Origin of the sequence: Acetobacter lambici, assembly GCF_011516885.1 — a bacterium.
In the GTDB taxonomy this organism is placed as follows: Bacteria; Pseudomonadota; Alphaproteobacteria; order Acetobacterales; family Acetobacteraceae; genus Acetobacter; species Acetobacter lambici.
Window position 1 is genome coordinate 66,081 of sequence record NZ_WOTD01000001.1, and the last position, 12,734, is coordinate 78,814.

14 protein-coding genes are annotated in these 12,734 nt (G+C 56.7%); 13 read left to right on the plus strand and 1 reads right to left on the minus strand.

The window, feature by feature from the left end; genetic code table 11:
- The first annotated feature begins 48 nt into the window (after window positions 1–48).
- Genes GOB86_RS00320 through smpB form a run of 4 tightly spaced genes read left to right on the plus strand, consistent with a single transcriptional unit; the run spans window position 49 to window position 3,088 of the window.
- Window positions 49–783 carry a 3-deoxy-manno-octulosonate cytidylyltransferase gene (locus GOB86_RS00320; RefSeq protein WP_253543658.1) on the plus strand — a complete coding sequence of 245 codons (735 nt, stop codon included), beginning with the start codon at window positions 49–51 and terminating at the stop codon, window positions 781–783.
- Between the two features lie 6 nt (window positions 784–789).
- Window positions 790–1,686: a prephenate dehydratase gene (locus tag GOB86_RS00325; protein ID WP_165990420.1), complete on the plus strand. Its 897-nt coding sequence runs from the start codon at window positions 790–792 to the stop codon at window positions 1,684–1,686.
- A gap of 11 nt (window positions 1,687–1,697) precedes the next feature.
- Complete coding sequence (gene dapA, locus GOB86_RS00330) at window positions 1,698–2,588, plus strand: 4-hydroxy-tetrahydrodipicolinate synthase (protein WP_165990421.1); 891 nt, start codon at window positions 1,698–1,700, stop codon at window positions 2,586–2,588.
- 2 nt (window positions 2,589–2,590) lie between these two features.
- Window positions 2,591–3,088 (plus strand): SsrA-binding protein SmpB, encoded by a 498-nt coding sequence (smpB, locus tag GOB86_RS00335; protein WP_165990422.1) that lies wholly within the window; start codon window positions 2,591–2,593, stop codon window positions 3,086–3,088.
- Window positions 3,089–3,206: 118 nt separating this feature from the next.
- On the opposite strand, the gene GOB86_RS16305 is transcribed toward smpB, so the two are convergent.
- Complete coding sequence (locus tag GOB86_RS16305; protein ID WP_165990423.1) at window positions 3,207–3,899, minus strand: cold shock domain-containing protein; 693 nt, start codon at window positions 3,897–3,899, stop codon at window positions 3,207–3,209.
- A 923-nt stretch (window positions 3,900–4,822) separates the two neighbouring features.
- On the opposite strand from GOB86_RS16305, the gene GOB86_RS00345 reads away from it, so the two are divergent.
- The 9 genes from GOB86_RS00345 to mltG all read left to right on the plus strand — a co-directional run bounded on the left by GOB86_RS00345 (window position 4,823) and on the right by mltG (window position 12,712).
- Window positions 4,823–5,179 carry a hypothetical protein gene (locus GOB86_RS00345; RefSeq protein WP_165990424.1) on the plus strand — a complete coding sequence of 119 codons (357 nt, stop codon included), beginning with the start codon at window positions 4,823–4,825 and terminating at the stop codon, window positions 5,177–5,179.
- 192 nt (window positions 5,180–5,371) lie between these two features.
- Entirely contained in the window at window positions 5,372–6,124 is a 753-nt protein-coding gene (locus tag GOB86_RS00350; protein ID WP_165990425.1) for a glycine betaine ABC transporter substrate-binding protein, read from the plus strand.
- A 15-nt stretch (window positions 6,125–6,139) separates the two neighbouring features.
- Complete coding sequence (locus GOB86_RS00355; protein WP_165990426.1) at window positions 6,140–7,399, plus strand: class I SAM-dependent methyltransferase; 1,260 nt, start codon at window positions 6,140–6,142, stop codon at window positions 7,397–7,399.
- Window positions 7,400–7,405: 6 nt separating this feature from the next.
- Window positions 7,406–7,939 (plus strand): YdcF family protein, encoded by a 534-nt coding sequence (locus tag GOB86_RS00360; protein WP_165990427.1) that lies wholly within the window; start codon window positions 7,406–7,408, stop codon window positions 7,937–7,939.
- A 144-nt stretch (window positions 7,940–8,083) separates the two neighbouring features.
- Window positions 8,084–9,028, plus strand: coding sequence for an ACP S-malonyltransferase (gene fabD / locus GOB86_RS00365; RefSeq protein WP_165990428.1), 945 nt, complete (start codon window positions 8,084–8,086; stop codon window positions 9,026–9,028).
- 16 nt (window positions 9,029–9,044) lie between these two features.
- Complete coding sequence (fabG, locus tag GOB86_RS00370) at window positions 9,045–9,785, plus strand: 3-oxoacyl-[acyl-carrier-protein] reductase (protein ID WP_165990429.1); 741 nt, start codon at window positions 9,045–9,047, stop codon at window positions 9,783–9,785.
- A gap of 289 nt (window positions 9,786–10,074) precedes the next feature.
- Complete coding sequence (locus GOB86_RS00375; protein WP_025825175.1) at window positions 10,075–10,314, plus strand: acyl carrier protein; 240 nt, start codon at window positions 10,075–10,077, stop codon at window positions 10,312–10,314.
- Window positions 10,315–10,419: 105 nt separating this feature from the next.
- Window positions 10,420–11,688, plus strand: a complete 1,269-nt coding sequence (gene fabF, locus GOB86_RS00380; RefSeq protein ID WP_165990430.1) for a beta-ketoacyl-ACP synthase II — start codon at window positions 10,420–10,422, stop codon at window positions 11,686–11,688.
- Window positions 11,678–12,712, plus strand: coding sequence for an endolytic transglycosylase MltG (mltG, locus tag GOB86_RS00385; RefSeq protein ID WP_165990431.1), 1,035 nt, complete (start codon window positions 11,678–11,680; stop codon window positions 12,710–12,712). Before fabF ends, mltG begins: the two co-directional genes overlap by 11 nt.
- Window positions 12,713–12,734: the final 22 nt, after the last annotated feature.

Here is a 12,734-nt window from a genome sequence, read left to right on the forward strand (position 1 = left end):
CGGCGCTTTTCCACGCCTATAAGCCGCGTGGTTCTTTGGAGCAAGTTGATCATGCCACCCCTTGTTGTCATCCCCGCCAGACTGGCCTCCACAAGGCTCCCCGGCAAGCCGCTGGCCGACATTGCCGGCCGCCCCATGATCCTGCATGTGCTTGACGCAGCACTCAAGGCGGATATTGGCCCTGTTGTTGTTGCCGCCGCCGAGCCAGAAATCTGCGACGTGGTGACCAATGCAGGAGGCACTGCCGTGCTGACCGATGCCAACCTGCCCTCCGGCTCAGACCGGGTCTGGCAGGCCGTGCAGACCCTTGATCCACACGGACAGTACAACACCATTATCAACCTGCAAGGTGACCTACCCACCCTTGAGCCCGGCACACTCCGCGCAGTACTTGCTGTTATGGATAACCCTGCATTTGATATCGGAACGCTCGTCGCCCCCATTACCTCGGAAGAGGAAGCGACAGCCTCATCTGTTGTCAAGGTCGCATGCCATTTTGGCCAGACCACCGAACAGGCGGCTGCACTCTATTTTTCCCGCCTGCCTATCCCGTGGGGTCAAGGACCATTGTGGCACCACGTGGGCATTTATGGCTGGCGGCGGACCGCCCTTGCGCGCTTTGTCCAACTCCCTCCTTCGGGACTGGAAAAGCGTGAAAGTCTGGAGCAGCTTCGAGCGTTGGAAGATGGTATGCGTATTGGCTGTGCACGTATTGCAATCGCACCGTTTGGGGTTGATACACCACAGGATCTGGAACGGGCACGCCGCCTGCTTGGAGCTTAAAAGGCCATGATGGACAAAGTTATCGCCTTTCAGGGCATGCATGGTGCGTATTCCGATATGGCCTGCCGCGCAGCCCGGCCCGGCTGGACAACCCTACCATGCCATAGCTTTGCCGATGCCATAGATGCCGTACACGCAGGCAAGGCGGAACAGGCCATGCTGGCGTGCGAGAACAGTCTGGCAGGCCGTGTGCCAGACATTCACTCACTTCTACCCGCTGCTGGGCTGCATATTATTGGCGAACACTTCCAGCGTGTAGAGCACTGCCTGCTGGTTGTGCCCGGCACACGCATGGAGCAGATCCGCCGCGTGCATACGCACCCCGTCGCCATGGCCCAGATCCGCAATCTGATCAAAAACCATAATCTAACCCCGGTTACCGAGTTTGATACCGCCGGTGCGGCTGAACTGGTCGCCTTGTGGCAAAACCCCGAAGACGCGGCAGTGGCCTCGGCCCTTGCCGCAGAACTATACGGGCTGGAAATTTTGCAGCGTAATGTGGAAGATGCCTCCCACAACACCACCCGCTTTTATATAACGGCCCGCACACCGCATGAACCCGCCCCCCATACGCCCCATGTCATGACCACGCTGCTCTTTAGTGTGCAAAACAGCCCCGGCGCGCTCTACAAGGTGCTTGGTGGCTTTGCCACCAACGGCGTTAACATGACCCGGCTGGAAAGCTATATGTCGGGCGAAACATTTGCCGCCACACGGTTTTTGATGGATGTAGAAGGCCACCCCGGCGATTCCCATCTGGGCAAAGCCTTGGCGGAACTTGAATTTTTCTCCAAAAACGCCACAATTCTAGGCGTCTATCAACAATCGCCCTTCCGGCGCCATGCACCAGCCAACGGGCAGGATACACCACGCACCGCCCCCGCAGATGCCATTCCAGGATAAGTGACTGCTCCATGCCTCATACATTCTTCTCCGGCTCCATCACTGCACTCATCACCCCGATGAACCGGGACGGTAGCCTGGATTTTGACTCGTTTGAAAAACTGGTGGACTGGCAGATCAAGGAAGGCACGGCAGGCCTGTGCGCAGTCGGCACAACGGGGGAAAGCCCGACCCTGTCACACACCGAGCACCACGCCGTTGTTGAACGCACCATTAAAATTGCCAATGCCCGCGTGCCGGTTATTGCAGGTGCAGGCTCCAACAGCACATCCGAAGCCGTGGACCTTGCCCGCCACGCCGAACAGGCTGGAGCCGCTGCCGCACTTGTGGTGGCCCCCTATTATAACAAGCCTACGCAGGAGGGGCTTTACCGGCACTTCATGGCGGTGGCTGACGCAGTGTCCATCCCGGTCATTCTGTACAATATTCCGGGCCGCTCGATTATTGACATCAGCGTGGAAACAACAGCCCGTCTGGCAAAGCACGGCAATATTGTTGGGGTAAAGGACGCAACGGCCAACCTGTTCCGCCCGCTTCAGGTACGTCGCGCGGTGGACAAACCCTTTAACCAGCTTTCTGGCGAAGACGGCACGGCTGTGGCTTTCCTTGCAGCCGGGGGAGATGGCTGCATCAGCGTGACCTCCAACATTGCTCCGGCCCTGTGCGCCGCTGTTCAGGCTGCATGGAAAGCAGGACAGACGCAGGAGGCCATTGCCATTCAGGACCGCCTGACGCCCTTGCATGACACACTTTTTTGCGAGAGCAATCCGGCCCCAGCCAAGTATGCAGCAAGCCTGCTCGGCCTTGCCGGGGAGACCTGCCGCCTGCCATTAGCACCTTTAAGCGATGAATCACGCCATAAAGTACGGCAGGCACTGGTTGAAGTCGGGCTTCTAGGCTGATCATGTCTGGAAAATCGAGCAAAAGCACCACGATCTCCCACGGCATGGTCGCGCAAAACCGCAAGGCGCGCTTCAACTACGCCATAAAAGAAACAGTTGAAGCAGGGCTGGTGCTTAAGGGGCCGGAAGTCAAAAGCCTGCGTCTGGGCCGGGCAACAATAGGCGAAGCCTTTGCTGGCGAGCGTAACGGCGAACTCTGGCTGTTTAATAGCTACATTCCCGAATATCAGGGCGGAGTTCTTTCCCGCTTTGATTCGCGCGCACCGCGTAAACTGCTCATGCACCGCAAACAGGCGCAAAAGTTCATGGGCGCCATCGCGAAGCAGGGGGCCACCCTTGTGCCACTGGACATTCACTTTAACGACCGGGGGCTAGCCAAGGTCACCCTTGGTCTGGGTGTTGGCAAAAAAAGCGTGGACAAACGCCAGACAGTCGCAGACCGCGACTGGCAGCGCGACAAAGCCCGCCTGATACGCAACAAGGGGAAGGGCGACTACTAGCCCTTATTTGCCCGCGCACCTACGGGCCTAAAAATTAGTCGGCCAGAAACTGGTCACAAAAAAAAGCCTCGATCAAAAACCGAGGCTTTTTTCTTACTTACCGCTAAAAAGCAGTGCCTCAGGCAGAGGTCACTTCAGCAGCTTCCGGACCTTTCTGGCCCTGAACAACCTTAACGTTCACACCCTGACCTTCGTTCAGGCCGGGCAGACCGGAGCGTTCAAGAGCAGAAGCGTGGATGAAGATGTCCTTGCCACCGCCTTCAGGCGTGATGAAGCCAAAGCCTTTAACAGCGTTGTACCACTTAACGGTACCGCGCGTGTCTTCAGCGTCGGACAGGTCAGGAGCGGGGCGCGCCGCAGGGCGAGCACCAAAGCCCGGGCGACCACCAGCGGGGCTACGCGGACGTTCCGGCTGAGCCGTGCTTTCATCAACAGAGATGACTTCGGCGACCTGACGACCCTTCGGGCCCTGACCGATACGCACAACCAGAGTGGCGCCGGGGTTTACACCCTGCACACCAGCCTGAGACAGCGCATTGGCGTGCAGGAACACATCGCCTGATCCATCAGCGAGTTCGACAAAGCCGAAGCCTTTTTCGCCATTGAACCACTTGACGGCTGCACCCACTTCCGGGCCGGAAGCGATAACCTGCGGACCACCAGCGGGCCGACGCGGAGCAAACCCACCACGGTCGCCGCCGCCACCATAAGCGGGGCGTTCACCGAAAGAAGGCATCGACATATAATTGTCGTCATCAAATCCGCCGCGGCGAGGAGAACGGGGGCTGCGGTCGGTCCTGTTACTTTTCAACGGTCTTGATCCTGGAGTGCGGAGAAGGCGGAAGCTTCTCCGGATATTGAAAAACGGGCAAACTGCCAGAAAGGGTTGACAGGTTTACGTGCTTTGAACAAAAAGCCCATCATTCCCCCTCCTGAATACTGCAAACATGCCCAACGCATGCGTAGCACAGTCATGAGTGTGCTGCTACAGCAAAGCATGAAAACCGCGCCCGCTTCACGCACTTTTCTTTATATCACAAATTTGTGATACCAGCCCCTCAGAAGGCAGTCGGGATATGTTCCGCTGCACTCCATGCGCGGCAAGGACATTACCACTCAGAACGCACCATAATCCGTCTGAAAAATGAGTTAATCTGTGGTCCAGAGCCAATCTGGCCCAAACATATCCGGCCACACGCCGCCAACACCCTTACGAGCATAAGGCAATAAGCACCAGTTCAGAGTAAGGAAACGATCAGATGCAAATTCTAAAGAATCGGCTTCGACCTTATTAACCAGCCACGCCGCCCCAGATCCATCCGGCTTGCATTATACAGACGAGCCGGGGAAAACGACCTCCAGACACAATACCGCACGCAGCCAAAAATCGTTCATGGACAAACGCCACGCACATCCGTCTTTGGTCTGTTTCCTAGGATTCATGTCCCATGGACCCGGATTGAACACTCCAGCAACAAAGCCAAGTGTTTAATTAGAACTCACTCTCAGCCATTCTAAGACCGTATTTTATGCCTATTTTTTAATCATAAGTGTATTTTTTGTGCATTAATTGGCGTCCGGTTTGGCGTTTCTGTGTTTTTTTCGTCACTACCCTCTCAACCTGCCCTTTTATGAGGCGAAATGACGTTCTTTCCTGTAGCGCGGCATCGGGTTTCGCCCTTACTCTCAAAATCAGAAAAAGCCACCGGGTTTTGATGTAGGGATACAGAACTTATGCTGCACCAGTCGGAAACACAGAACATCTGCCAGATCATCCCGTTCCAGATGGAAATCATGTGTCGCCACCGCGATTATCTGGACCGCTGGATTGCCGCCAGCCAGCCCATGGGTATTTGCGATGCAGATATTTTTCCCGCAGAAGAAAAACAGGCAGGCGTTTCCTCCGGCTATGTTCTGGTGTGGGTGCGCGAAACATCAAACCCTGCCTATAAGGTTTATTCCCGTGGCAACCGCTGGATTGTTATGGATGCAGTCCGCGACAACACTCTAGGCCAGTTTGGCTCTTTTGCCGATGCCCTGAACATGATCCGCCCAGTTCTGCCGGTCAAACAGGATATTGTTGCAGCCTGACCCCCGGCCCACTTTATCTGGTGCTTTTCAGCCGCCACTCCCCGCTGGGGTGGCGGTTTTTCTTTGCCCTGAGGCTCATAAAATTCCTGATGGATGCAGATATTTCCATTTGAGGGATTGCCACTGCACTTTGCGGTGCGGCAAGGACAGGGCAGACGTCTTGCAGTCCCGACCGATCCAGAGGAACCCGAAATGACATCCCTGACACTCGCCTATCCTGAGTCCACCATTCATGAGGCGACGGCAGCCACAATCATTCGGGTTCTCGAAGCCAACGACGTAGAGCCCGAAATTGTAACCGGCCCCAAACAGGCGCTGGCTGATCTCCTGCGCAAAGGGGAAATTGACATCTATGTTGCCGCATGGCTGCCAGATGAGGATTCCGCCCTGCTTTCCCCCGGTATCACGCAGTTGGGCAGCCTGTTCCGGCCAGAAGCATGCTGCTGCATATCCGATGAGAACAGTCCGCTCACGTCTTTGAGCGATCTGGCTGGAGCGGCCGGGCAGGGTGTCTGCCGTGTTATTGTCACCCCGCAATCTCTGGCAAAACGCATGGAGCAGGCACTAAGCGCCTACCATCTGGCAGAAGCAGGCTTTAGCCTTGACGTGCTGCCTGATGAGGAAGCGCTTGCAAGGCTGAACGTCGCCCTTGGCGCGGAAACACCTAGCATTCTGCCTTTGTTCCAGCCCTGCTTTCTGTTCCATCAGGGCGGGTTGCGTATCCTCGATGACCCCAAAAAAGCAATGGGGAAAGAAATGGAGGCAACGCTTCTGCTCCGCGACGGTCTACGCAACGAGTTGGAGACGGACCTTGTGGACGAACTGGACGAGTTGATGTTGAGCGCCAAAATCATCAGCGCCATGGATTACGCCATGCGTGTGGAAGGCATGAGTGCGGATGAAGCTGCCGAAGCGTGGCAGCGCGGAAAGCTCCTTCCCCGCTAAAAGGTGTAATGGCGCATGACACAGTCCCCCGCAGCCGACGACCGCGATGCCGGGCTTGCAGCCCAGTACGAGGCCTACCCATACCCCGAGCGCAATCCGCAGGACGAAAATCACCGCCTGTTCATTGGCAGCCCCAGTCATCTGCGCGAGGTGGACTACTGGGTTTTTGGGGCCCAGCGGCCCCGCAGTCAGGCATTGCGCGTTCTGGTGGCAGGGTGCGGAACAGGTGATGGCGCGATCATGCTGGCAACGCAGCTTGCACGGGTTGCGCGCCCGGCGGAAATTGTCTGCCTGGACCGTTCGGTCAAGGCTCTTTCAATTGCGCAGGCACGGGCAAAAACCCGCGCATTGGAGAATATCCGCTTTGTTCAGGGCTCCCTGACCGAACTGGATACGCTTGGTCTGGGACTGTTCGACTATATTGACTGCTGCGGGGTACTGCACCATCTGCCCGACCCGGCAGCCGCGCTCCAAACTCTGGAACACCACCTTGCCCCACACGGCGGCATGGGCCTGATGGTGTACGCGCCTTATGGCCGAACAGGCGTTTACATGCTGCAAGATGCGCTGGAAAAACTGGCGCCACTCACGCAGCAGCCAGAGGAACGGCTGGATGTTGCCCGCCGCGTCATGCGCAACCTGCCCGCAACGGCATGGCTGCACCAGAATGGTAACTTTGGCGACCATCTCTCCGGTGGAGATGCCGGGCTATATGATCTGCTACTCAACCCCAGAGACCGCTCTTACACCATTACCGATTTTCTAGCCCTGCTGGATCAGGCCGGGCTGGAACCCACCGCACTTATGGAACCAGCACGGTACGATCCTGCACTCTTTTTGCCTGACCCACGCCTGCGCGCGCGTCTGACGAAGCTGCCGTGGCAGACGCAGGCAGCCATTGCCGAAGATCTGGTCGGCAACATGGCGACCCATGTTGCCTATGTTGTGCGCAAACACGCATCCCCCCCAAAACCCGATCCACTGGCCCCTGACGCCGTTCCAATCATGCGCGAAATTCCGGGAGCGGAACTGGCCAAACAGATGACGCCGGATAACATGTTGCCATTCCATTTTGGCACTCTGGTTGTCCCTATCCCGCTCCCCCCCCAGACACGCGGCATTCTCCCTCTTATTGATGGAGAAAGAACCGTAGGAGACCTAGCGGACATTCTGGCGACACGCGGGGTCAACGCAGAAAAATTCCGACATGTCTGGCAGGAAAGTTTTGGCATTCTGGAACGGCTGAACCGTGTTCTGCTTCGCCCGCCAGCCTGATTACGTTTGCAGCACACCCTACAGGCAAGCCGCCCCGAACCCCTGATTGTTTTTGGGGCGGCCCTGTACCCCAATGGCAAACCAACCCCGGCACTTGTGGCAAGGGTTCAGGCCGCACTGGTTTATGGTGCAACACGCCCGGTCACCTACATTGTAACAGGCGGTGTCGCACAAAATGGGCTAACTGAGGCCGCTGTTATGGCGCATCTTCTGGCCCGGGCTGGTGTGCCTGCTCAGCAGATCATTATGGAACACAACGCCACGGATACGTTTGATTCCATTGTGCTGTGTTCGCATATTCTCACACGGCTCGGTGTGACCGGGCATACTCCGATAGCAATGGTCACAAGTCCGTTGCACACCCCACGCTGCGTTTTACTCCTTCGCATGGCGGACTGGCGGGTACATTCCCTGCAACTTGCCCACACAGCGCATTCATCCATACCCTTGCGCGTAAAACTGCGCGGCATTGCACACGAATGCCTTGCAATCCCGTGGGATGCGCTCCTCGTTCTGGTCTGGCGTATTGTGCCGCGCTAACGCAGGCCCTATTCTGCCCCCGTTTTTGCCAGCCGGAAGGGCGGAACCATTGGGCGGTATGTGTTTGCGGCCCGAGGGTTCTTTCCTTCCACTCCTTGCAATCTATCCGCCTCCGGGCGTCGTTTTTTTGAGACAGTGAGTATCATGGCCGTTTACGCATTTACTTTTCCCGGACAAGGTAGCCAGTCCGTTGGCATGGGGCAGGAGCTTGCAGAAGCTTTTCCCGCCGCACGCGCGGTTTTTCAGGAAGTTGACGATGCTCTGGGCGAACATCTGTCAAAAACGATTTTTGAAGGCCCGATAGAAACTCTCACCAGCACCGAAAACGCCCAGCCCGCCCTTATGGCTGTTTCCATGGCGGTTATCCGTGTTCTGGAACAGGATGGCGGGCTTGATCTGGCTGGCCGGGTTACCCTGCTTGCCGGGCATTCACTGGGCGAGTACGCAGCGCTGGCCGCTGGTCGGGCATTTGATGTTGCACAGGCCGCCAGGCTCCTGCGCCTGCGTGGGCAGGCCATGCAGCGCGCCGTACCTGCGGGCGAAGGCGGCATGGCAGCACTCATTGGTGTAACTCTGGCTCAGGCAGAGGATGTCTGCACCCGCGCAAGTGCTAGCGGCTGCACGGAAATTGCCAACGACAATGGTGGCGGCCAGATTGTTATTTCAGGCAAAATGGCTGGAATTGATGCAGCCATCGCCATCGCAAAGGAAATGGGGATCAAGCGCGCGGTCAAACTGCCGGTTTCCGCCCCATTCCATTCCTCACTCATGAAACCCGCGGAAGACGCGATGGCCGAAGCACTGGCCAAGGCGGATATTGCCGCACCGGTTGTGCCCGTTATTGCCAACGTGAGCGCCGAGCGTGAAACCGACGCCGATACGATTCGCTCCAATCTGGTCCAGCAGGTAACCGGCCGCGTGCGGTGGCGTGAGAGTGTAGCCACCATGACCGGTATGGGCGTTGATACGTTTGTGGAAATCGGGGCGGGCAAGGTCCTGTCCGGTCTGGTCCGCCGTATTGACCCCGAAGTTTCGACCCTTTCCATCGGCACCCCGGCGGATATCGAAACCTTTCTCAAATCCCTCTAAAACAGGTTTGCACAACATGTTCCGACTGGATGGAAAAACCGCACTCGTTACGGGTGCTTCGGGTGGTATTGGCAGCGCCATTGCCAGAACACTGCATGCTCAGGGCGCCAGAGTAGTTCTGTCTGGCACGCGTGAGGCTGTTATTCGCGAACTGGCGGAAGAGTTGGGGGAGGGGGCATTCTATGCCGCCGCAAACCTGAGCGAACCATCAGAGGCCGAAGCCCTGATCACCAAGGCCGAGGACGTTGCCGGAGCGCCACTGGATATTCTGGTCAACAACGCAGGCCTTACGCGCGACATGCTCGCCATACGCATGAAGGACGAGGACTGGAATCAGGTTCTCAATGTTGACCTTGCCGCCCCGTTCCGCCTGTGCCGTGCAGCACTTAAAGGCATGTTGCGCCGCCGTGCGGGCCGCATTGTCAACATTGCCTCAGTCATTGGGACAACCGGCAATGCCGGGCAGGCCAACTATGCCGCAGCCAAAGCTGGCATGGTGGGCATGAGCAAGTCCTTAGCGCAGGAGGCCGGACCACGCGGCGTTACGGTTAACGTTGTCGCTCCCGGGTTTATTGTCACCCCGATGACCGACGTGCTGGCCGACGCGCAGAAGGAAAAACTTCTGTCCTCCATTCCGCTTGCCCGCCTTGGTCAGCCTGATGACGTTGCATCGGCCGTGCTGTATCTGGCATCGGACGAAGCCCGCTGGGTCACTGGCGCTACGTTGCATGTTAATGGCGGCATGGTCATGGCCTGAGCACATGAAAAGCATATGCGCAGCTAGAACAGGTGGTGCAAAATGCTTTAAGATGTGCCACACATGCAGCGCAACCTCGCTGTTTTGGGCTTACCGCAGATGTATTTGTCTGGTTTGCCTTGGCGGGGAGAGATAAAACGTGCTAATCGCGCGCAACACCTTACTGCTGGGCCGGAACCGGGCGGGCGCTTGTCCACCCTGATCTCTGCCAGCATCAAGGTCCGTCGCAGATTAAACACCTGAACAACCTGCCATTTTCGGTAGGCAGGCATATGGGATAGAAAGACAGATGAGCGAAATCGCTGATAAGGTTAAAAAAATCGTGGTCGAGCATCTCGGCGTTGAGGAAAGCAAGGTCACACCGGAAGCGTCTTTCATTGACGATCTGGGCGCTGACAGCCTTGATACCGTTGAGCTGGTGATGGCGTTTGAAGAAGCCTTCAATGTCGAAATTCCCGAAGATGCCGCAGAAAAAATCACCACGGTGAAAGACGCCATCGACTATATCGAAAAGCAGAAAGCCGCCTGATTTCGGGCCATCTGCCTTAAATTACAGGACTATGGTCCCTCAGATGGCTGAGGGACCAGATATGTGTCAAATGGGGAGCGGGCTGGTTTGTTGCTTTCGGCCGGAATGAATTCTGGACGGAGACGCGTTGTCGTCACCGGCATGGGCATCGTCGGGCCTCTCGGCCTCGGTGTTGAAAACGTATGGTCACGTCTGATCGCAGGCGAGAGCGGGATTGGTACAATCTCGCAGTTCGATGCGAGTGATCTGCCTGCGCAGGTTGCGGGCGAAGTCCCGAACGGACCGCGCGAGGAAGGGAAACTCACGCTTTCTGAGTGGGTCCCCACCAAAGACCAGCGTAAAATGGATCGCTTTATCCATATGGGGCTGGTCGCGGCAACGGAAGCGGTAGAGGACTCCGGATGGAAACCTCAAACCGAAGAAGAAAAATGCCGCACCGGTGTGATGATCGGTTCTGGTATTGGCGGCCTGCAAACCATTTATGACGCCTCTATTACGGTGCATGAAGGACGTGCAAAGCGGCTCTCGCCCTTTTTCATCCCTTCTGCCCTGATCAACCTTGTATCTGGGCACGTGTCCATCAAATACGGTTTTCAGGGCCCTAACCATTCGGTTGTAACTGCCTGCGCAACAGGTGTGCATGCCATTGGTGACGCAGCACGCCTGATTATGTTTGGCGATGCCGATGTTATGGTTGCCGGTGGTGCTGAAGCTACGGTCTGCCCACTGGGTATTGCCGGGTTCTGCTCCGCGCGCGCCCTGTCCACCGGGTTTAATGCAACACCACAGCAGGCTTCCCGCCCATGGGACAAGGACCGTGATGGTTTTGTCATGGGGGAAGGCTCTGGCATTGTTGTGCTGGAAGAATACGAACACGCCAAAGCGCGTGGGGCCAAAATTTATGGCGAGGTTATCGGCTACGGCATGTCCGGCGATGCCTACCATATTACGGCACCATCAGAAGGTCATTATGGCGCATACCGCGCCATGCGTTCGGCATTGCAGAGTGCTGGCCTGACAACGGCCGACATTAACTATGTTAACGCTCATGGCACATCCACCATGGCCGATGACCTTGAACTGGAAGCCGTGGAACGCCTGTTTGGCGATGACGCCAAAAAGCTAGCCATGTCCTCCACCAAATCCGCTACGGGCCATCTGCTCGGGGCGGCAGGAGCGGTGGAAGCTATTTTCTCCATTCTTGCCATCCGGGATAATGTGGCACCCCCTACGCTCAACCTGGACAGCCCATCGCGCGAAAGCGTGATCGACCGCGTAGCGCACACCGCGCAGCAGCGTCCGATCAATATTGCCCTGTCCAACAGCTTTGGGTTTGGCGGAACAAATGCCAGCCTGATCGTGCGTGGCGTCTAAACGTAAAAAACGACCCTCATCTCCTTCAGGCCATAGTAAACTTTCCTGTTTTCTCAAATGGTCTGGAGGAGGCGTTTTTGCTCTTTTTGCAGGCGTTGGCCTCGCCGCCTTTTTAGGCTGGCAGAGCTACACATCGCCCGGCCCATTATCCTCCGAGCAGGATATAGTGGTCCCTCATGGCAATTACGCAACCACTTTAACCACATTACAAAATGCAGGTGTTATTCCAGCAGACTGGTGGAGTAGCCGCGTCTTTTTAAGCGCGGTTGCACTCACTCGTGCGGATGGACAACTCCATGCTGCGGAACTGCACTTTCCAGCCTATGCTTCCATTCAACAGGCATTATGGATCTTGCGGCATGGCAAACCAGTACAGCATAAGCTGACTATCCCCGAGGGGCTGGCGGCTTGGCAAATTCAGGCTCTGGTTCAGGCCGCACCATTGCTTACGGGGGATACTCCTCTGCCAGCCGAAGGCAGCACACTGCCGCAAACTTACACCTACCTGCGCAACAGCACACGTAAGGACCTGCTCACCCACATGCAGGCGAGTATGGAGCAGACATTAAAAAATATCTGGGCGGAAAGAGAAAGCGGTTTGCCACTTACAAGCCCACAAGACCTTCTGACTCTGGCTTCCGTTATTGAAAAAGAAACCGCCCAACCGGATGAGCGTCCATCGGTTGCCCGCGTGTTTTACAATCGTCTGCAAAAAGGCATGCGCTTGCAGACTGACCCCACTGTTATTTACGCCCTTACGCAGGGTAGGCCACCACTGGACAGGCCGCTAACCCATGTAGACCTTCAAACCCCCAACCCGTACAATACGTATGTCAATACGGGGCTGCCGCCGGGACCAATATGCTCCCCCGGCAGCGCCGCGCTGGAAGCAGCCGCTCACCCCACCAAAGGGGATATGCTGTATTTTGTAGCCAATGGTACTGGGGGGCATAATTTTGCGGCCACATTAGTGGACCACAACCATAATGTTCAGCTCTTACGCAAACAAAAAACCAGCCACTAAGACCATAAGGCATTAGGTGGCT